This window comes from Virgibacillus aidingensis, from assembly GCF_010994035.1.
Classification (GTDB): domain Bacteria; phylum Bacillota; class Bacilli; order Bacillales; family Amphibacillaceae; genus Virgibacillus_N.
The window spans coordinates 158,476-179,183 of the sequence record NZ_WIXN01000008.1 but is presented as its reverse complement, the minus strand read 5'-3'; the positions used below and the strand labels follow the sequence as shown (position 1 = coordinate 179,183).

The window sequence follows — 20,708 nt, the reverse complement described above, 5'->3', positions numbered from 1 at the left end:
TGTTTAAATTACCATGTTGTTTTTCGTATGAATTTGTCAAACGTTAACAGCAATGCGGGCAGGAAACAGATGACAAGAATAAATGCCATTAATGCTCCCCGTCCAAGCAGCAGTCCAATATCCGATACGATCGGGTTGGTCGAGGTAAAGGATAGAACGAAACCAACGATTGTCAGAATGGATGCCGATACGGCTATTGAAAATACTTTTTCGTTTATTGATTTTTTAATGGCCTCCAGAGCTGACATTTTCTTTCGGTTCTGTACATAATCCTCCGTCAGAAGGATGCCATAGTCCACGGTAGCTGCAAGCTGTACGGTACTGATGATTAAATACCCGATAAATACAAGGGCGGTTCCCGTAAAGTAGGGAATCGACAAATTAATCCAAACAGAAGCCTGAATCGTAAGCAATAGCACAACAGGCATGGAAATGGATCTGAAGCTGATCAATAGGACAATGGCAATTGACACTACCGTCATGACATTGACTAGAGTATTATCTCTTTCCACGGTCACTTTTGTATCATATAATGTTGCGCTTTCTCCAAGCACATATGCTTCATCACCATAGTAATGTTCCGTTTTATCCTGGATAGTCTCCACTAATTGAAAAGCTTCCTCACCATCTGATCCTGCATTTGTATTTACTATAATTCTGCTGTAATTTTCCGAGAAAAACTGTTCTGTCACCGTATTCTCCAGATATTCCGGTGGGATGGCAGTACTGACCGCGTCGGTATAGGAGATCGTACTTGTTACATTTACCAGGTTTCTCAATTCCTGTATTAATTGTTCCTCCCGTGAGAGGTCTCCCCTTGGTGCGAGTATAATTACAGGCGTATATTCTCCAAATGTTTCCTCAATCTGCAAGGCATCGCTTCCTGCACGCGTGTTTTCCGGCAGCTCTCCCATACCAAAAATGAAGTTGGTTTGGCTTTGGGCCATAAATGCCGGTACGATAATCAGAAGTACGAGAATAAGCATGGGTATACGAAGATTGATCACAAATTTTCCAATATGCCACTTGCTTGGCAGCAGTGCCTTATGCCTTGTTTTATCAATCCATTTATAGAACATCACGGTGAACGCAGGTAAAAAGACGATGACAGTAATATAGCTTAATGCAATCCCTTTTACGAGATTGATTCCTAAATCAGCACCAATCTCAAAGTCCATAAAACTGAGTGCGATAAATCCGAAGAAGGTAGTTGATGCACTGGCTGTAATTGCCGGAAAAGATCTTTTCATGGCCAGCCGCATGGCTTCTTCCGGATTTTCGGTCTTTTTACGGTAATCCTGAAAACTATGCAGCAGAAAGATGGCATAATCCAGGGAAACTGCCAGCTGAAGGAGCGGTGCCACGGATTGGGTAATAAAAGAAACTTCTCCGAGAAATATATTGGTTCCCAGATTAATCAGGACAGAAATCCCGATAGCTGTAAGAAAGAACACCGGCTCCATCCATGAAGTGGTGGATAAGACCAATATAAGAATAATAATGGGAATAAGAATAGCCGCAGCAAACATTGTTTCCGATCCGGTCATTTTTTGGGAAACGGCAGTATCGACTGCCTCGCCATCCATCGCATTCTCTTCCCCGATCAGTGCATAAATTTTATCGGTTACTTCGACTTCTCTTTCTTCTTCAATAGTGAGGGAAATGAGTGCTGTATCATCTTGATAGTATGTTTCTACTGTGCTTTCCTCTGCCATTTCGATTGGCATTTTTATGTCAATCGCATCATCCAGCCAGTCCACATTGGTAACGCCGTCTATTTCATTAAGTTTTTCTTTAAAAACGAGGGCCTCCTGGATGGAAACGTCGTGAATCATTACCCTCGCGTTTTGAATACTGTCCTCAAATTCTTCTTCCATCACTTCCATGGCAATGGTGGAAGGAGAATCTTCCGGCAGGTACTCTGTTAAATTGTAATTAACAGATACGGTAAACTGGGCAAATATACTGATGACGGCAAGAAGAATGAATGTAAATACGACGAACTTTTTATGTTTTAATATACGTGATGCCATTATTGATAAATCTCATCCTCTCTTGCCTAAGTTCATTTTCCATTATATCATTATATAAGACACAGTGTTGTTTATTCAACATACAGTTTTATAAAAATCGTTTGTTTCCCAACACGTTGAGTGAATGTGTTGGATTTTTTACAAAAAGGGGTAGATTTTATGGCTGAGGAAAAATTGGACAGAAGAAAAAAATATACGCGGATGGTCTTGAAAGAAAGCTTGATTAAGTTATTAAAGGAAAAACAGATTTCCGACATTACGGTGAAAGAAATCTGTTCGCTCGCAGATGTAAACCGTTCTACATTTTACGCTCATTATTTGGACCTATATGATCTTCTTGCGAAAACGGAAGAGGAAGTCCTGGATGATATGCAGTCTTACTTTGGCCAGCATGATTTTAACAAAGATGAGGAATCGATTCAGATGACGGAAAAACTATTGGATTATGTGATGGCGAACAAAGAAATTGTTCAAATTCTGCTGCATGAAAACGCGGATCCGAACTTTCAAAAGCGGGTGATGAAAATTGCCCGAGAATATTTAAAGGCAAGCTGGAAACTGACTCAAGGACATGAAAAAAATATTTCTCATTATGCCTCTGTTTTTATTATAGGCGGCGGTCTGCAGATGGTTAAGGAATGGATGGATGACGATTTGATGCTGTCAACAAAGGAGATGGCGGGGCTTATCAACAATATTGCCAACCATGGTTTGTCAGCGGTGAAATAAACGTGGATGAATGAGAGTATGGGCACTTTTCACACAAACAATGCATAAAATACTTTGAGATTTTGTGGAAGGGAGTAAATTTCATTGTATATTGTACCTATGTATCCGTACCCTTATTACCCGGCTGCTCCGTCGTATGGTTATCGAGGTGAGCCGATCAACCAGCAGCCTTCGTTCCCGCAGGAAAATGCCGGGCAAATGTTCTCCCCATATTTTGCAGGGAGTGGTCCCAATATGAATCATCAGGCGGAAGCTGCTATGCATATACCATCGGAAGAAAGACAATCCATGGATGTTGGATCCCGGCCGTATGTCGTGAATATTCATCAGGCTGCCAGGCAAAATAATACATTCCGGACAGCGATATGGACCGGAGAGTATTTACAGGTGGTTATCATGAGCATCCAGCCTGGTGACGATATCGGTTTGGAAGTTCACCGCAATCATGATCAATTTCTGCGAATAGAGGAAGGGGAAGGGATCACCCGAATGGGAGATACGCAGCACAATCTGGATTTTGAAGAACGGATTTCGAGAGGCTCGGCAATTATGGTCCCTGCCGGTAAATGGCATAACATTATTAATACGGGAAATCGCCCTCTGAAACTTTATACGATCTATGCTCCACCGGAACATGAGTATGGGACGGTGCATGAGACGAAGAAGGCTGCAATGGCTGCTGAAGGACACCATAATTAAAGCACTTTGTAAAAAGGATGATTGCCAGTCATCCTTTTTATTATTGGCACGGAGGAAGCTTGAATTATATAGGGGCCCGGGTCTTACTCGGGAAAGATAAAAAAGCTGCGCAGTTTCTCGGCAACCCTCGATACAGGAAGCCCTACCACATTAAAAAAATCCCCTGTAATTCCTTTGACAAAAATGGCACCCATTCCCTGAATGCCGTATGCCCCTGCCTTATCATAGGGCTCTTTTTTGGACACATACCATTCTATTTCATTCCGGGACAACTTTCTGAAAGTTACTTCAGTCCTTTCCACAAAGCTGATTTTCTTATTATTGGAACGGATAACAACTCCTGTATAAACATCATGCACGTCCCCGCTTAATAATGAGATCATATTCAACGCATCCTGCTTATCTTTTGGCTTTCCAAATATTTGATTATGATGGGAAACTACGGTATCGGCAGATAAAATAACTTCATCCGTATGTTTAATTGGCGTATGTTCATTTTTTAGTGCCGCCAGCTGCAGCACTTTTTCCCGCGGATCTGATTTCTGAATCTGCCCTTCATCTACATTTGGTTTACGAATCGTAAATGGGATATGTATTTGTTTTAACAATGCTTGTCGTCTTGGAGATCCCGATGCCAGAATAAGTTTCATATTTATTGGTCCTTTCTGCATGGATATCGTATATTTTAGCAGAAAAACAGCGGGGAGGGAATAAATTGTCCCCGTCTCAATATTCCTCCTTCCTGCAGCACTCCGTTTAGTCCATATGCTTGTAACCTCTAAAATAGCCCGAAAGAGAATTAAAACAAGGACAATTTCTATATTAAAAGTTAAAAATAACTTCGATATTCATGTTGCCAACATTTTGTTTACACTGCTATTTAGTCATTTGTTCGCTCCCGGTTACTTTTTTATTCATGCAATACCCCTTCTAAGCAGTTTTGCTTCATAAAATTCCCGAAAAATATTATGATAGTATGTATACAGAAAGAAGGGACATAAATGCTTGGAATTCGTTGGGGCTTTTTTCTTGTGGGAGTCCTTATTTTTAGTTATGGGATCAGTATTGCAATAAAAGTTCAGCATGTGGGAATTCATCCGTGGGACGTACTGAATGTGGCGTTATTTGAAAAGGTGGGCCTGTCCATTGGCTCATGGGCAATCATTATTTCGGTATTGTTAATTATCATTTCCTGGATATTAGATAAAAGCTATATTAAACTCGGTACATTTTTTAATGCGGTGCTTGTCGGTGCTTTTGTGGATTTTTATTTATGGATGGACATTCTTCCGCAGGCAGCACACGGCTGGCAGGATTACTTCACTATTCTTTTAGGCATTATTATTATGGGTTTTGGCGGCGGTGTCTATAATGCAGCCGGGGTCGGATCGGGGCCGCGTGATGGTTTCATGCTATCCATTTCCGATAAGCTCGGAGCTTCGATCGGAAAAATCCGTATTATTGTAGAAACCCTAGTCCTCGGTATCGGCTGGCTTTTAGGCGGCCCGGTATTTATTGTCACATTCCTGTTCACCTTTATACAAAGTCCAATATTCCAATACACTTTCCATCTATTCAGAAAAGTTATTTTTAGAATTGATGTTCGTATTGGGAAAAAACATTCCGAACATACAGCCTGAGACAGGAGTCTTTTCCTGTCTTTTTTTTGGCTTCAGATACAGAATGATTGATTTTTAAAATTGCCAGATGCTGCTATGGCAGATTTACAATTTTATCTCATGGAAAATGATATTTTCTTTGCTCCTGGATCGGCAGATTTCCAATTTCCCCTTGTTGAGCTTTTTTGCCAGCATGATAGAATGAGGAAAAATAAGCCATGGAGGGATTCTAATGGGGCAAAGTAATATTATTTATTTTCCCGATAAAGTACAGGAAGAATTAATTAATGTGTTGGATGAGCTGGTGGATTATTCTGTCCGTCATTATAAAAAGGAGATTGTGGAAGCGACAGAGAACCAGTTGGATAAAATGAATATTTCTGAAAGAACCGAAAATTATATATTCACCCAATTGTTTTGGTGGACAATATACTGTTACCGCTTGCCGCCATCCCAAAAAACCATTTATCAGGAATATTTAGCAACACATAAAAAGGAATGGAAAAAGAAAAGTGTAACAGTCCAGCAGGTGCTGGCAAGCTGGCTAGAAATAAGCCCGGGATTTTACTATGTGGAAGAAGATAGGGGCAGGAGAGGTAAAGCTTTCATTTTCCGTGATATTTTCGAAGGGAACAGAAAAATGGTAACTATACATTCAAAAAGAAATAGAAAACCGGTTCCCGGGGAAGTGGTATCCGTTCTGCTGCTGCCGATGGAGGATGGAAGTTTTATTTCACAGGGGAGGATGATCCATATACCGAAAGGGGCATCAGCATCCATCGTAAATAAAATTTCCAATTACTATGAAAAACATGCGATATCCCCCAGCTATGCAATCAATCGCGATCTCTATCCGGAGCTTTTAAGAATTTCACTGGAAGCATTGGAAGGGGAATGATGATGAAAAAAATGGTCACAAAACCATATCAAACATTAAAAGAAAGCCATGAAGCAAAGATAATCAGCAAATTGGCTGCCGGCAAAATCAGGATTATTTATTTAAAAACTGCTTATAGAAAGTGATTGATTTCCGGTTTCTTTTTCACCGATGATGAGCTCTGATGAAGAACTGTCCAAATTATAGTCTTCTATAATATTTTGAAGCCATAACCAGGCAATAACTATTCCAATAACCGTCACAAGTAAAATTATAAAAATGGTTAGCTTCTCTTTCATTTTGTATCCCCCTCATATAAATCTACAATAAGATTACCAAATCGTTTGAAATATGTAAATGTAATACGAAATAAGTAGTTTCTATATTCATAGTGAAAACCTTAGAAATAGGGAGTTTGACAAAGCAATAGCTCAATGTTCACGCTTTCTTGGCATTTTGAAAAATAATGCTTCTGTGGTAGAATTCATTAATTGTGTGAGCCAAAAGAACGGGTCAAAATAAGAAGAAAGAGGTAGTGCATTGAGAATAGAACAGTTGAAGCAGGAATGGTTTGGTAATGTCAAAGGTGATGTATTAGCGGGGCTTGTGGTTGCATTAGCGCTAATTCCGGAGGCTATTGCTTTCTCCATCATTGCAGGGGTAGACCCAATGGTGGGGTTGTATGCATCTTTTTGTATTGCTGTTGTGATAGCGTTTGTAGGGGGGCGGCCGGGCATGATCTCCGCGGCGACTGGAGCCATGGCTTTGTTAATGGTAAATCTGATCGCGGATCATGGTTTGCAGTATTTATTGGCAGCAACCATCCTGACAGGAATTATACAAATAATTTTTGGGGTTTTTAAGCTGGCAAGAGTAATGAAATTTGTCCCGCGTTCGGTGATGATCGGATTTGTAAATGCCCTGGCCATCATGATCTTTATGGCGCAAATCCCTCATTTCCAGGGCGAGGGCTGGGTGATGTACGGGCTTGTGGCATTAACATTGGCCATCATTTATATTATGCCTAAGCTTACCAAAGCAGTACCATCTACACTGATAGCTATTATTGCGGTAACGGTGCTTGCTGTTTTTGGAAATATTGAGGTGGGCACTGTAGGTGATATGGGAACAATAACTCAGCAGCTTCCCGTCTTTCTTATTCCGTCTATTCCATTAACACTGGAAACGCTGATGATTATTTTTCCATACTCATTGGCATTGGCAATTGTCGGACTCCTTGAATCATTGTTAACCGCAAATATCGTGGATGATATGACAGAGACAGAAAGTGATAAAAATAAAGAAAGCCGCGGCCAGGGAATCGCGAATATTGTTTCAGGATTTTTCGGCGGCATGGCGGGCTGTGCGATGATCGGCCAATCCGTCATCAACGTCAAATCCGGCGGAAAAGGACGTTTATCTGCACTTGTTGCAGGCGTATTTCTTATGTTTTTAATTGTGGTGCTGGGAGGACTGGTTGTGCAAATTCCACTTGCTGCTTTGGCTGGAGTGATGATTATGGTATCGGTCAGCACCTTTGACTGGTCCTCCGTAAAAAACCTTCATAAACTGCCGCGCACAGATGCATTTGTCATGATTTCAACAGTCGGTGTTGTATTGTATACAAATGATCTGTCAAAAGGGGTACTGGCAGGAGTGCTGCTGAGTGCGATTTTCTTTGCGGCGAAAATATCCAAAGTGAAAGTTACGGATGAACTGGTAATGAAAGAACAAAAAAGAATTTACCGTGTAAATGGGCAATTGTTTTTTGCATCGGTTAGTGATTTTCCGAAAAAGTTTATTTATACGGATAGTGTAAACGAAGTTATCATTGATTTAACACATGCACATCTTTGGGATGATTCGGCAATAGGGGCATTGGATAAAGTGGAACAAAGATTTGAACAAAATAATATTAAAGTGCACTATACCGGCGTTAATGAAGAAAGTAAACAATTAAAAGAAAAAATAGGCGGCCTTTCAAAAGCAGCATCCGGACAATAATCTGTTATACTATAAAAAAACCCCTATTTTAATGAGGTGGAGCAATTGTTTCAAAAGATATTGGTCGCTGCGGACGGCTCAAAGCATTCGATACGCTCGGCGGAGTATGCACTCGAAATTGCAAAAAAATTTAATGGAAAAATTGACGTTGTTTATGTAGTGGATGGACAGATGGCAAAAACGGATGTGTTACAGGCACGGGATAAATTTGAGCTTGAAAAAAAGCGTAAAGAGAAGCTGAAAGTCATTAAGGATCTGCTGGAAGAATCAAGCGTACCTTACGAAACCCATTTTTTGCATGGTGAAGCAGGCCCGACGATTGTAAACTATGCGAATGATCATGAGTTTGACTGTGTCGTTCTTGGCAGCCGGGGATTAAATAACCTGCAGACATTTTTGCTTGGAAGCGTCAGCCATAAGGTGGCGAAACGGGTGGATTGTCCGGTATTGATTGTTAAATAAAATATCCTGGGATTTCCATTTCCAAAGAATATGGGGAAGCTATCGATTCGATAATGGGAGAGCGAATCGATAGCTTTTCTAATAGATTTTAGTTTTATTTTTCGAATTTTAATCCAGATTTATTGTCTGGTAGATTGACGGTTCTTCTCATCAGCATCTTCTGTCAAAATGCTTCATATTAAATAGAGATAAATGATCGGAATCCGGGGCTGCACCAAAATGCCTGGGACATCAGCGGTGCTGAATTGCTCCTGCTGGTAACAATTATTTCCTTATCCCTCTACAAAGCTTGTGCCACATCATAATTATTTAAATCAAGATCTATCTTTTTACCCTGTGAAAGCCTGGCTACTTGTGAGCCAATGTAAGGTCCCATCGTCAAGCCTGAAGCTCCCAGCCCATTAATCAATAGAAGTCCGTCCCAGCCGGTAAGCTCTCCGATAATGGGAAGAAACCCCGGTGCAACCGGCCGGAAGCCGACACGGGTTTCCACTACAGTGGCAGAAGCTATTCCGGGAGCGGTTTCCATTGCTTTTGTTAAAATTTCATGCATACCGCCTGCTGTAACCCGGTAGTCATAACCAGCTTCATCTTCATGAGTGGAGCCAATGACCACCCTGCCATTACCGAATGTAAGCATGTACTGATTATTTGGCGGCATAACAAGCGGCCACAAGTCCGTTTTCACATTCTGCATTTGTATATGCATAATTTGTGCACGCTGCGGCTGGACATGGAAATCAACACCCAAAGGCTTAAACAATTCACCCATCCATGCACCGGCAGCGGCGATCACTTTAACTGCATTTATTTCTTTCCCTTCAACTTCAACACCATAAATGGAATTGCCTTTAAATAATAATTGAGCGCTGCCTTCCAAAAAAACGGCACCGAGACTTTTAGCTGCTCTGATTAAGGATTCGCGAAGTTTTCTGCCGTCTACCCGGGCGGCACCACTTACATGTACGGAACCAAACCCATCCGCCAATAAAGGAAAAAGTGCTTTTGTCTGTTCTTCGTCAAGCAGGGTTATCTCGCCGATTTCCGGGGCATTTTCCCGGCGTTTTACCGCACGTTCTTTCATTGCCTGCAGTTTTTCCCCGTCTTTGTGAAGGCTGATCGCCCCCACCTTTGCGTATCCGGTATCCATTTGCCCATCTTCCGCTAAATCATCGATCAGCTGCGGATAAAATTTTACACCCTCTTTTGCCAGGTGATACCATGCTTTATTTCTTCGCTGGGAAAGCCAAGGACATAAAATCCCTGCTGCGGCATCCGTTGCCTGTCCAGCTTCTTTTCTGTCAATGACAACCACGGGGCACTCGTTTTTGGCAAGATAGTAAGCTGTTGCAGCACCGGCAATTCCGGACCCGATAACTATATACGGGGCTGTATTATCTGTTGACAATCATATTCAACACCTTCATTTGTCCGGTATGCTCTGCTTCATGCTGGGTAATCATCAGGAATATATCCCCATACGTTTTAAAATTGCCAAAGGGCATTTCAAAAGGAAGATTTTTGTTAAAAAATGTTTCATCCAGATCATTTATTCGCTTTTTTTGCTCGCTTAAATGTTCGATAATCTCTGAAAGCTCTGGTACTTGTTCGGGCCAATCAGCTGGTTTTGTACCTGTTGCGAAAAGTTCCTGGTATGCTTCCGGAAAATTTTTGGAGTGGTTTGGGAAACCAAATAACAGACTTTCTGCTGTGACAAGAATATGTCCGGCATGCCAGCGGAGTGTATTGTTAAGTTTTTCCGGCTGGATATCCACTTTGCTTTCATCAAGCCCTTTCATAACTCCCAATGTTGCCTCACGTGTGTAATTGAAATGATTAAACATAAAAATTTCCTCCTTCAAAAAATTGATTTGTGCTTATCTCAATCATAGAAATGATTCGGAAAAAAGTAAAATAAAAAAGGATTTGCTGGGGTCAATAAAGAATAACATTACAGAGGGAGGAAAAATAATGAAGGTAAATATTATTGGTGTAATTTTATTTATAACAGGCGTTGTCATTATTATTGTTGGTTTATATAGTGCTTATCAGAGTGCAAATTATGAAACTCCCATCGCGGGTGATCCATACGCAACTACGATGGATTGGCATATGTTTTTCATGATGCTGCCCAGTTCTGTGGCATATGGAGCGGCATTGATAGGGATTTCAGAGGTAATCCGTCTATTACATAATCAGCATAACGACAAATTAATAAATTCTGCCGAAAGCGTATCGGCAAATACAGCACAACCTGCTGATGTGGAAGACCCTGCCAAAGTATGGACAATCAGTGAAACAGATGAGGAAAAAATATATGAATTATATTCCGATAAAGCCATTTTGGAAATCATACCGTCACAAAAAGAGGGGTATTGTATCATAAAATTGCAGGATAAGGATGGGCCTTTAAATCCGTATATAAAGATCGTTGATGTATCTGGTCCCGATGCAGAGGAAGTGCAGGATGAACCTGTAAGACAAGAAATAATGGATTGGTACAAGGCTGAAGGATATCAAAAATAGACGGGATCCAAAAGGTGTAAACGTAAGGTTATATAAGAAAAGAAATAGAGAGCAGTGCAAAAAATATAAGGTGGAGGTGACTTGTTTTGGCAGGAAAAAGAAAGTATGGCTGGTTTATATGGACATTAATTATCGTTTTATCTGTGACGGTTATTGGATCTGTCATCCTGTTTTTTAACCTATTTAACCTTGATATTAATGAAGTATTGAATCAGCAGACCTCCACATCCACGGAAAGTGAAGAGATACCCGAAGAGACACAGCAGCAGATCGAAGAAACTCAGGAGGCGGTTGGAAAGGAACATAGCGAAATAGGAGAATTTATTACCAATCAGCATGATTTTTACAACGATACAACAGGTTATGGCGGTATAAATAATTTGGACTGGGAAGAGCAAACAGAAGCTGCCGGTGAAATAATTGCTTATATTGATCAGCATATTGATTCGGTTTCAAATGAAGCACTGCAGCAGGATTTAAATGCGGTTCGGAATTTAGCCGCAAATGTTATCGAGGAAGAGGACCCGGAACAGGTCCGTGATTTGCACCGATATTTCCATGATTTGGATATCGCATTAAACAGCTACAATCGATATGACAGGATTTGGAATATAACCGAAACACTCCCTGTAAGTAATTAAGGGAGCAAAAAAGCCATGGGCTTCGCATCCGTGTAATTCTGAAAATGGTTAATGCAGCTCCAATTATAACGCAGCTCATGACATAGGACCGGTTTTTATGATAATCTAATAGTTGGAGAGTTGAATTAAAAGAGGTGAATGGATATGGAAAAGACATTGATTTTTGGACATAAAAACCCGGACACAGATACCATTTGCTCTGCAATTGCTTATGCAGATCTGAAAACAAAAATGGGAGAAAATGTGGAGCCGGTAAGACTTGGTGAAGTCAGCAAAGAAACCAATTTTGCTTTGGAATACTTCGGGTTTGAGGCCCCGCGTTTCATTGAGAAAGTTGATTCTGATGTAAAAGATGTTATTTTAGTTGACCACAATGAATTCCAGCAAAGCGTGGATAATATCAATGATGTACGAATCAAAGAAGTAATTGATCATCACCGCATTGCTAATTTTGAAACGAAAGAGCCGCTGTATTACCGTGCTGAACCGGTGGGATGCACGGCAACCATTTTAAATAAAATGTATAAGGAGAATAAGATTCCTGTATCCAAAGAGATTGCAGGACTGCTCGTTTCGGCAATTATTTCCGATTCCCTGCTGCTAAAATCGCCCACCTGCACACAGGAAGATATCGATGCTGCCTATGAACTTGCCGAGCTTGCCGGGGTAAACCTGGAATCATATGGTCTGGATATGCTGAAAAAAGGTGCTGATTTAAGTGATCACAGTGTAAAAGAACTCCTGACCATGGACGCGAAAGAGTTTTCCATGGGTGACGCCAAAGTGGAAATCGCTCAAGTGAATACAGTGGATACGAACTCTGTGTTCGAGCTTCAGGAAGAGATTGATGCAGAAATGGCAGAAATTATTAAGGAAAAGAATCTTGATTTGTTTCTATTTGTTGTAACGGATATTTTGAATAATGACTCCGAAGTACTCGCCCGGGGAAATGGAGCGGATAAAGTGGAACAAGGATTTGACGTGACACTGGATAAAAATAGCCGAGCCCTCCTAAAGGGCGTTGTTTCAAGGAAAAAACAGATTGTTACGGTGCTGACAGATGAATTTATAAAATAAAGAGAAAAGCTGCCGCTGGAATTTAATATGCTCCCGTTAAGATAGACAGATTAGGAAATAAAAATCTGTTTCTATCTTATGGGGAGTTTTTTTGTTCCAAATTATTGGAAATTCAGATGCGGCAAGAGAAAGAGAGGTAAGAACGTGTAAATACAAACGAAAGATCTCCTGGATAAAAATCCCGCCTTTTACTACAAACCTCCAACCGATTACCGTCACTCTATTTCCAAGAAAATAGAACTCGCATGCAAAACTAATTTTGGTTATAAGTTATATAAATTATAATACCTTTATTAGCAATTTTGTATATTATTGTATTTAAATTTTAATAGTATTTTTATTAATACTGTCCAGATACCTTAAAAATGGGATTTAGAATTTTTATTCAATATATTTTCAAGTTAATTGTTTTTGGCATCTTTTTTGCATATATATTAAATGAAAGCGCTTTCTGCATATACATCATGTAGATATTCTAAAAGGTTAAAAAGCAAATTAATAAGATGCAACTTATGTATTAAATAAGGGAAGGAGATGAAGAATTACTGCATATCATTTGCCGTCTGTTCAAGATAATAAAGACTTATCAATTCTTTGCAGTGCTGCCGGCAGGTTGATATGCAATTATGTTGAAGATGAAAAAGGCCAAAATCGGAATATTAATGTTAGATACTCAGTTTTATAGACCGGCAGGAGATATTGGCAATAAGCATACTTTTCCTTTTTCCGTTGTTTACAAAATGGTAGAGGGAGCAAGTATTTCCAAAGTGGTAAAGGAAAGGGACACTGGTTTAATAGAACCATTCGTCCAAGCAGCCAAAGAACTTGAAGAAGAAGGCATCAGGGCTATCACAACAAGCTGTGGGTTTCTGGCTCTATTCCAAAAGGAAATACAGCAACAGTTAACTGTCCCATTTTATTCGTCCAGTCTACTTCAAATACCGATGGCAAGTATTACTGCTGGTGAACCAATTGGTATTGTTACAGCCTCGGAATCCAGTTTGACAACAGCTCATTTAAGCGGGGTAAATGCGCATCACCAGCATGTCATTATTAAAGGTATGGATAATATGCCGAAATTTTCGGGTGCTATTGTTCATGAGGAAATTGAATTGAATGAAGCTGCTGTTAAGGAAGAAATGAAACAGATAACAAGTGAGCTAATTTCAAGTCATCCGGGTTTAAAAGCGATTATTTTGGAATGCACGAATATGCCGCCGTATAGGGATGCAATCAGGGAAGTAACCAAGTTGCCGATATTTGATATTACTACTTTGGTAAATTATGTTTATTTGACCATTTAAGATATTACCTAAAATATAATATCCGCAGTAAGCAAAAAGAGTATTTATATAGAATATCTTGTACAAATTTAAAAAAATGGGGGAATTTTATGCTGGAGATCATTGTGCCGCTTTTGCTATTATTTACTATTGCTTTGGTAAAACAAATACCGGTAATCGGAGGAAATATAAAGATTGCATTACTTGTGGCTGCACTCTCTTCCGCGATTATTTCGGGCCTGGCACCATTGGAAACGCTGCTTGCTTTTATCGACGGAATTGACCGCTTATCCTGGGTAATCATGCTATCCATTTTTGGATCAATCTATGCCGAATCCCAAGTAAGGCTTGGTGCGATGGATACAACTTTAATTGGTCTTCGTTCTGTGTTTGGAAATTCTCCGAAGGGTTTAATTGCAGCGATTTTTATAACATTAATTATTGCAGGCTCTTTTTTAGGGGATGCTATTGCAGCTGCAACGGTTATTGGGTTTCTGGTGATTAATTCATTGAATGAGTTAAAAGTCAAACCGGAACAGATTGGGATGATTATTTTGGTAGGGGCTTCGATTGGCTCCATTATGCCACCTATTTCCCAGGGGGTTTTCCTTTCATCTTCTCTAATTGGGATTGATCCGGGCCCGGTCATTAAAATTGCCTATATTACTGTTAGCATTGGTGCATTAATAGCTATTTTTGAATCTTTCCGATTTGTAAAAGGAAGGAAGATGCCGGAGCATTTAAAAACAACACAATCAATTTCCTCCATTTTAAAGGAAAGATGGATGACACTGGTGCCGCTTGGCGTTTTAGTAGCTATTGTCATTGCGAATACAGGCTTTGATTATAATATATTTGCAGAATGGACCATTTTTTCAGCCATTTTAAATCCATTAATGGAAATTCCAATTTTACAGGGAATCACATTTCAGGTGGTAAGTGCCATTATCATTGCACTGCTTGTCAGTTTTCTCTTCCCAATTGTTCGAAAAGAGACAAAGGGCGTGTTGAAAGGCGGGTTAATTAAAGTAAGTCAAACTGTGCAAATACAGCTATGTGCGGGGGTGATGGTTGGTGTTTTTTATGCTTCAGGCCTTATTGAACAGGTTGCCGTGTTGACTGAAGGATTGGCTGCTTCCATGGTAAAGGTTGGCGGCGCCATATCCATGGTCATTGTAGGAATGCTGACGGGTTCCCAGACAACAGCTCAATCGGTTATTGTTACTTTTCTTGGACCCATTCTTGAGAACATGAGTGTGGATCCGACATTCATCGCAATTGGAGCCTCGCATATTGCAGCTGCAGGTCAGAATATGCCGCCGGTAGGATTGACCGCATTTGTTGTCTGCGGTCTGATTGGGGGAATCCTAAACAGGCAAGTAGATCCGCTTAAGGTTATGGTTCTCGCCTTGCCGAACTCTTTCTATTTTTTAATGGTTGGATTAATTGCCTGGTTTATCTTTTAGTAGATATTAATAAGAAGACTGAACCTTTCCGGCACTAATTTGTTAAATTTTTATTGGATCTTATATTATAAATAACTAACTTATGAGGAGGCAGCATGTGAGTTATAAGGTTGTTGTTGCTGGCGGTGGTCTCATAGGAGCTTCCACCGCCTACTATCTTACAAAATCAGGAGCAGAAGTCACCCTTATAGAATCAAAAGATATAGCATCTGGCACTTCGGGAGCCTGTGATCGTGCTATTATGCTTCAATCAAAAAAACCGGGGCCGACATTGGATCTTGCTATTGAAAGTATAGCATTATATAAAGAATTGGAAGCAGAATTGGAAACGGAACTGGAATACAGAAAGAGCGGCGGGATGATTATTATTGAAACTCCGGAAGAGATGGCGGCGATGGAACATATGGTGGAACGCCAGCAAAAAGCCGGAATAGACGTTAAACTTATTACCGGCAAGGAAGCACAGGAACGCCAGCCGGGATTATCCAAAGACCTCATTGGTTCCACCTGGTGGGAGGAGGATGCGGAAGTGAATCCGCTGAAAGTTTCATTTGCTATGGCAAACGCGGCGAAAAGTAGGGGAGCGAAAATTAAATTAGGTACCCCTGTAAAAAGGCTTCTCACAGAAAATAACCGGGTTATTGGCGTAGAGACACCAACAGAAAAAATATATGCTGACGCGGTTGTTGTGGCTATGGGGGTATGGACTCCCAAGCTATTCGAGCCTTTCGGTGTGGATGTGCCGATCATTCCAAGGCAGGGTCATATTCTTGTGTCGGAAAGAATGCCTTCCTTTCTGCATACCGGCATATTAAGTGCCGCTTATATTGCAAACAAATTAAAACGAAACCATCAGAGTGAAGATCCGGACCCGTTCGGAGTAGGACTGGCTATTGGACAAACCCATAGCGGATCTTTGTTAATAGGCGGCTCCCGTCAGTTTACCGGATACAATACCGAAACAAATCCCGAGGTAATCAGAAAAATAGGAGAAGCAGCAGTCCGTGCTTTTCCTTTATTGGCAAAAGCCCGGATTATTAGAGCTTTTACCGGTTTGAGACCTTATACACCGGACGGCATGCCGATTCTCGGTCCGGTGGAAGGTATGGATGGTGTTTATATAGCTGCCGGTCATGAAGGAGACGGCGTCGCGCTTGCTCCCATTTCAGGAAAAATAATGGCCCATATGGTATGCGGGGAAAATTCCGGTATGGATATCAATACATTTTCATTAAGCCGATTTTAACTGTATTTTTAAATATGTAGGGAGTGAATGGTTATTGTCAAATACTTTACGTTTGAACAGTTCAAGCAATAAATTAGAAACAATAGAATTTTATTTTAATGATAAAAAACTAAATGGTTATAAGGGAGAGCCGATTGCGGCTTCTCTTCTTGCCAATGGAATCAAGACCATCCGCACCTGTGAAATTACCGGGGAAAACCGCGGTATTTTCTGCGGCATTGGTCATTGTTATGAATGCCGGGCTGAAGTGGATGGGATACCAAATGTGCGTACATGTTTAACACCAGCAAGACAAGGAGCTAAAGTGTTCAGTCAGGCTTCGGGGATAAAGGGAGATATGGAAGATGAAAGTTGATGTTGCAATTATAGGCGCAGGGCCGGCGGGTTTAACTGCTGCGGTAGAAATTGCCCGGAACGGTTTATCTGCAGCTGTTATTGATGAATATTACCGTCCTGGAGGGAGGTTGCTGGGGCAGTACTATGAAGACCCATATGCCCCAGCTGATCAACGAACCTGGGACGGTAAAAAGGAAGCAGATCAACTTGAGGAGAAAGCACGATCACTAGGTGTGCATATTTTTATGAATGTTACCGTATGGGCTGTCAGCGGGAAATGGAGGGTAGATATGGCAGGTGGAGACCTCCCGGCCATTACTTCAAATGTGTTACTATTGGCAACCGGCTCTGTTGAAAAAGCCTTGCCTGTACCCGGATGGACCTTGCCTGGAGTGATAAGTGTTGGTGCAGCCCAGACTTTTACGAATCTGCATCATGTCGCTGTGGGAAAAAAGGTGATGATGGCAGGGATAGATCCACTTTCTTTATCTGTCATGATAGAATTGAAAAATGCAGGGGTTCATGTAGCGGGAATGGCGCTTCCTCCCATGTCTTCTGTAACAGGCAAAAATAAAACCCCTTTGCAAACAGTGGAACGTCTTCAGGATGTTGCCGGCCTTGCACCAAATTTGTTGGTCCGCAAACTGGGAAAATTTGCACTTAAACGTTTCCCGAAGTTGACAGCAAGCGGATTACGGTTTAACCTTTTAAAAGTAAATAATGTGCCAATCCATTTACGTAAAGCAATTGTGAAGATTGAAGGGGAGAAAAATGTAGAAGCAGTTACACTTCAATCGGTATCCGTGGACGGGAAACCTGCGGGTAAAACGGAAAGCGTGGAAGTGGATACAGTATGTTTATCGAACGGACTTTATCCTTTGATTGATTTGGCACAGACTGCCGGGTGCAGACTCGTTGATATGCCCGAACTGGGAGGAACTGTTCCTTTGCACGGTCCGGATATGACGACAAAAGTAAGTGGATTGTTTGTAGCAGGAAATATCACCGGAATTGAAGGTGCTAAAGTTGCTATGGCACAGGGACGGCTCGCAGCGGCTTCTATTTTACAGTCACTTGGGAAGCAGGCAGCCATCACTGTGGATGAGGCGATGACCGAAGTAACCAATGCGAGGGAAAAAGCTCCCCTTCGCTTTTTACCAGATATTGAAGAAGGCAGAATAAAAATGAATAAGATTTGGGAGGCGGAAAGCGCTCATGGATGATATGATTATTTGCAGATGTGAAGGAGTTTACTTATCAGATATCCTGAAAGCAATAGAAGAAGGCGCTTCCAGTGTTCCCGGCATTAAAAAAAGAGTCAGGGCCGGGATGGGATATTGTCAGGGGAGGGTTTGCCAGCCTGTAATCCGTGATATGCTGGAATCAAAAACAGGTGGAGAAAAAATGCCGCCGCAGCAGCGTGCCCAGACCCCTGTCCGCCCTGTTTTATTAGATGATATGATTCGAAGATAATGGATTGGAGTGAAAGTATGTACCTGCATGGAACTGCTCAAGTAAATGAAAAGGGACATTTGGAGATCGGCGGCTGCGATACTGTGAAATTAGTTGAAAAATACGGCAGCCCATTATATGTATATGATGTAGAATTAATCAGAAACAGGGCAAAGGCTTTTAAAAAGATGTTTGATAAACATGGCATAAAGTCACAGGTCTCCTATGCAAGTAAAGCTTTTTCCTCTGTAGCTATGCTGCAGCTTGCTCATGAAGAAGCACTTTCACTTGACGTGGTATCAGGCGGAGAACTTTACACAGCTGTCGTTGCTGAATTTCCAATGGAGAAAATCCATTTTCATGGGAACAATAAAAGTGAAGAAGAACTCAAAATGGCATTAGATCATGGTATTGGCTGCATTGTCGTCGATAATTTTCATGAGCTTCATATGCTTGATCACCTGCTTCAGGAAAGAAAACAGTCAGTTAATATATTGCTGCGTGTCACACCGGGCATAGAAGCACATACCCATGATTATATTCTTACAGGACAGGAAGATTCCAAATTCGGTTTTGATTTGAAAAATGGTCAGGCGGAAAAAGCACTCGCTTTTTCGCTTGAAAGTGATTATATAAATCTTCTGGGCATTCATTGTCATATAGGTTCCCAAATTTTTGAAACTGATGGATTTGTACTTGCAGCAAAGAATATTTTGGAAAGACTCGGAGCATGGAAGGAAAAATACGGCTTTACTGCCGGGGTGCTTAACCTTGGGGGAGGCTTTGGCATCCGCTATACAGAAGAGGACAAGCCGCTTCCTCCAGAGGAGTATGTGGAAGCAATGATAGTGGAAATGAGAAAAGAAACAGAGAGATTGTCCCTGCCGATGCCGGAAATTTGGATTGAGCCTGGCAGGTCGTTGGTAGGAGATGCGGGCACTACGCTCTATTCCGTCGGCTCCAAAAAAGAAGTGCCGGATGTAAGGAAGTATGTTGCGGTGGATGGCGGTATGAATGACAATATCAGGCCGGCTTTATATGATGCTAAATATGAAGGGGTACTTGCCAATCGTGTTCATGACAAAAAAGATGACGTCGTATCGATTGCAGGAAAATGCTGTGAGTCCGGTGACATGCTAATCTGGGATTTGCCTTTGCCGGAGCCGAATTCCGATGATATTTTGGCTGTCTTCTGTACAGGAGCTTATGGATACGCTATGGCGAATAATTATAACCGAATACCAAGACCGCCAGTTGTTTTTGCGGAAAAAGGCAAGAGCAGACTGGTAGTAAAACGTGAGTCCTATGAGGACCTCGTACGGCTGGATATCCCACTTCGAAAAGAATCCGACCTTACATCTGCAAAGTAATCAGGATGTAAAAATAAATATAGTTAAACAAATTGGTCTATTGCAAGTAATTTCACCCGCTTTTGTACTCCAAAGTGTTAAAAGGAGTAAATAAGCGGGTTCATTTTTATTTCCATATGTTAAAATTATATAAATTATAATAATATTTCATAATATAAAATATGCAGGAGGAAATAAGATGACATTGAATTTGCCTCTATCCATTCTTATCATTGGCTATCATAAACAACTGATGGATAAAATTATGGATTGGAATAAAAAAAGAATGATTTCTCTGGTTGGCCGGATCGATCCGCTTTCCGACCAAACAAACAATAATAGCAGTATCCAAGTAAAGCGCAGAGAGCAATTGGCCGACCGGCGCATGGATATTATTTTTATCGCGGGAAAAGAAAAAGCATATTTTGAAGAAGCACAAATGTTAAGGCAATCCCTTTGCTGGTTCAATCCTTAATAAAGAGCATAGGGCAAAGAATAGAACTGAACCCAATAGAGCTTACGAATCAAGGAATTTCTTTACTTGCAGAACATGATTGGCCAGGGAACATCAGGGAGCTCGAAAATTTTCTAGAGAGATTGATGAACGAGAGTACGTCCTCTGTCATTCCGGATTCTTTGGTGAAAAAACATATAAAAAGAGCACTGGATACTGTTGGCATCAAAAGGGAAGAAAGAGAGGATCCAGATTCTCTTTTGTCTTTAAACCAAGTGGAAGAAAATTATATTAAAAAAACATTGGATTATTATGGCAGGACCTTAGAAGGGAAAAAGGAAGCAGCACATTCTCTGGGAATTTCTATTTCAACACTTTACAATAAAATCAGAAGTTATAAACTGGAATAATGTGCAAATAAAACTGGAGATTCATCATACCTGGGGGCGTATGGA

Annotated in this window: 23 protein-coding genes and 1 pseudogene; 19 read left to right on the top strand and 5 right to left on the bottom strand. The window is 40.9% G+C overall.

Annotated features, from left to right (window positions below; all coding sequences use genetic code 11):
* Positions 1–8 precede the first annotated feature (8 nt).
* Positions 9–2,033 carry an efflux RND transporter permease subunit gene (locus GHD25_RS09150; protein ID WP_164216080.1) on the bottom strand — a complete coding sequence of 675 codons (2,025 nt, stop codon included), beginning with the start codon at positions 2,031–2,033 and terminating at the stop codon, positions 9–11.
* A 159-nt stretch (positions 2,034–2,192) separates the two neighbouring features.
* Here GHD25_RS09150 and GHD25_RS09145 point away from each other — a divergent pair, with 159 nt between their 5' ends.
* Positions 2,193–2,762, top strand: a complete 570-nt coding sequence (locus GHD25_RS09145) for a TetR/AcrR family transcriptional regulator (RefSeq protein WP_164216079.1) — start codon at positions 2,193–2,195, stop codon at positions 2,760–2,762.
* A gap of 84 nt (positions 2,763–2,846) precedes the next feature.
* Positions 2,847–3,461, top strand: a complete 615-nt coding sequence (locus GHD25_RS09140) for a cupin domain-containing protein (RefSeq protein WP_240452283.1) — start codon at positions 2,847–2,849, stop codon at positions 3,459–3,461.
* An 83-nt stretch (positions 3,462–3,544) separates the two neighbouring features.
* Here the strand turns inward: GHD25_RS09140 and GHD25_RS09135 are convergent, their stop codons facing one another.
* The gene (locus tag GHD25_RS09135) at positions 3,545–4,111 is read right to left on the bottom strand and encodes a Maf family protein (protein ID WP_346426780.1); all 567 of its coding nucleotides are present in this window, start codon (positions 4,109–4,111) and stop codon (positions 3,545–3,547) included.
* Positions 4,112–4,462: 351 nt separating this feature from the next.
* On the opposite strand from GHD25_RS09135, the gene GHD25_RS09130 reads away from it, so the two are divergent.
* Together GHD25_RS09130 and GHD25_RS09125 are read left to right on the top strand one after the other, a co-directional pair.
* The gene (locus GHD25_RS09130) at positions 4,463–5,101 is read left to right on the top strand and encodes a YczE/YyaS/YitT family protein (RefSeq protein WP_164216078.1); all 639 of its coding nucleotides are present in this window, start codon (positions 4,463–4,465) and stop codon (positions 5,099–5,101) included.
* A gap of 211 nt (positions 5,102–5,312) precedes the next feature.
* The gene (locus GHD25_RS09125) at positions 5,313–5,978 is read left to right on the top strand and encodes a hypothetical protein (protein WP_164216077.1); all 666 of its coding nucleotides are present in this window, start codon (positions 5,313–5,315) and stop codon (positions 5,976–5,978) included.
* A 101-nt stretch (positions 5,979–6,079) separates the two neighbouring features.
* Here the strand turns inward: GHD25_RS09125 and GHD25_RS09120 are convergent, their stop codons facing one another.
* A complete protein-coding gene (locus GHD25_RS09120; protein WP_164216076.1) occupies positions 6,080–6,256 on the bottom strand; it encodes a hypothetical protein in 177 nt (58 codons plus the stop codon).
* 241 nt (positions 6,257–6,497) lie between these two features.
* On the opposite strand from GHD25_RS09120, the gene GHD25_RS09115 reads away from it, so the two are divergent.
* Complete coding sequence (locus GHD25_RS09115) at positions 6,498–7,961, top strand: SulP family inorganic anion transporter (RefSeq protein ID WP_164216075.1); 1,464 nt, start codon at positions 6,498–6,500, stop codon at positions 7,959–7,961.
* A 45-nt stretch (positions 7,962–8,006) separates the two neighbouring features.
* A complete protein-coding gene (locus GHD25_RS09110; protein ID WP_164216074.1) occupies positions 8,007–8,423 on the top strand; it encodes a universal stress protein in 417 nt (138 codons plus the stop codon).
* A gap of 280 nt (positions 8,424–8,703) precedes the next feature.
* Here the strand turns inward: GHD25_RS09110 and GHD25_RS09105 are convergent, their stop codons facing one another.
* Both GHD25_RS09105 and GHD25_RS09100 read right to left on the bottom strand, forming a co-directional pair.
* Positions 8,704–9,831, bottom strand: a complete 1,128-nt coding sequence (locus GHD25_RS09105; protein WP_164216073.1) for an NAD(P)/FAD-dependent oxidoreductase — start codon at positions 9,829–9,831, stop codon at positions 8,704–8,706.
* On the bottom strand, positions 9,818–10,267 hold the full coding sequence (locus tag GHD25_RS09100; protein WP_164216072.1) for a DinB family protein: 450 nt from the start codon (positions 10,265–10,267) through the stop codon (positions 9,818–9,820). Before GHD25_RS09100 ends, GHD25_RS09105 begins: the two co-directional genes overlap by 14 nt.
* Positions 10,268–10,394: 127 nt before the next feature.
* Here GHD25_RS09100 and GHD25_RS09095 point away from each other — a divergent pair, with 127 nt between their 5' ends.
* From GHD25_RS09095 to GHD25_RS09040, 13 genes and pseudogenes are all read left to right on the top strand, one after another.
* Positions 10,395–10,949 (top strand): hypothetical protein, encoded by a 555-nt coding sequence (locus GHD25_RS09095; RefSeq protein ID WP_164216071.1) that lies wholly within the window; start codon positions 10,395–10,397, stop codon positions 10,947–10,949.
* Between the two features lie 86 nt (positions 10,950–11,035).
* The gene (locus GHD25_RS09090) at positions 11,036–11,590 is read left to right on the top strand and encodes a hypothetical protein (RefSeq protein WP_164216070.1); all 555 of its coding nucleotides are present in this window, start codon (positions 11,036–11,038) and stop codon (positions 11,588–11,590) included.
* A 144-nt stretch (positions 11,591–11,734) separates the two neighbouring features.
* Positions 11,735–12,667 carry a manganese-dependent inorganic pyrophosphatase gene (locus tag GHD25_RS09085; protein ID WP_164216069.1) on the top strand — a complete coding sequence of 311 codons (933 nt, stop codon included), beginning with the start codon at positions 11,735–11,737 and terminating at the stop codon, positions 12,665–12,667.
* Between the two features lie 626 nt (positions 12,668–13,293).
* Positions 13,294–13,971 carry an aspartate/glutamate racemase family protein gene (locus tag GHD25_RS09080; protein ID WP_346426779.1) on the top strand — a complete coding sequence of 226 codons (678 nt, stop codon included), beginning with the start codon at positions 13,294–13,296 and terminating at the stop codon, positions 13,969–13,971.
* Between the two features lie 20 nt (positions 13,972–13,991).
* Complete coding sequence (locus GHD25_RS09075) at positions 13,992–15,416, top strand: TRAP transporter large permease subunit (RefSeq protein WP_164216096.1); 1,425 nt, start codon at positions 13,992–13,994, stop codon at positions 15,414–15,416.
* A 97-nt stretch (positions 15,417–15,513) separates the two neighbouring features.
* Positions 15,514–16,662, top strand: coding sequence for an NAD(P)/FAD-dependent oxidoreductase (locus tag GHD25_RS09070; RefSeq protein WP_164216067.1), 1,149 nt, complete (start codon positions 15,514–15,516; stop codon positions 16,660–16,662).
* 34 nt (positions 16,663–16,696) lie between these two features.
* Positions 16,697–17,017, top strand: coding sequence for a (2Fe-2S)-binding protein (locus tag GHD25_RS09065; protein ID WP_164216066.1), 321 nt, complete (start codon positions 16,697–16,699; stop codon positions 17,015–17,017).
* The gene (locus GHD25_RS09060) at positions 17,007–18,221 is read left to right on the top strand and encodes an NAD(P)/FAD-dependent oxidoreductase (protein ID WP_164216065.1); all 1,215 of its coding nucleotides are present in this window, start codon (positions 17,007–17,009) and stop codon (positions 18,219–18,221) included. Before GHD25_RS09065 ends, GHD25_RS09060 begins: the two co-directional genes overlap by 11 nt.
* Positions 18,214–18,471, top strand: coding sequence for a (2Fe-2S)-binding protein (locus tag GHD25_RS09055; RefSeq protein ID WP_164216064.1), 258 nt, complete (start codon positions 18,214–18,216; stop codon positions 18,469–18,471). Before GHD25_RS09060 ends, GHD25_RS09055 begins: the two co-directional genes overlap by 8 nt.
* Positions 18,472–18,488: 17 nt before the next feature.
* The gene (lysA, locus tag GHD25_RS09050; RefSeq protein WP_164216095.1) at positions 18,489–19,820 is read left to right on the top strand and encodes a diaminopimelate decarboxylase; all 1,332 of its coding nucleotides are present in this window, start codon (positions 18,489–18,491) and stop codon (positions 19,818–19,820) included.
* A 178-nt stretch (positions 19,821–19,998) separates the two neighbouring features.
* A complete protein-coding gene (locus tag GHD25_RS09045; RefSeq protein WP_164216063.1) occupies positions 19,999–20,274 on the top strand; it encodes a hypothetical protein in 276 nt (91 codons plus the stop codon).
* Positions 20,256–20,399, top strand: a pseudogene (locus GHD25_RS20390) (AAA-type ATPase lid domain-containing protein); the annotation flags it as partial. The gene GHD25_RS09045 and the pseudogene GHD25_RS20390, both read left to right, overlap by 19 nt.
* Entirely contained in the window at positions 20,400–20,663 is a 264-nt protein-coding gene (locus tag GHD25_RS09040) for a helix-turn-helix domain-containing protein (RefSeq protein WP_164216062.1), read from the top strand.
* Positions 20,664–20,708: the final 45 nt, after the last annotated feature.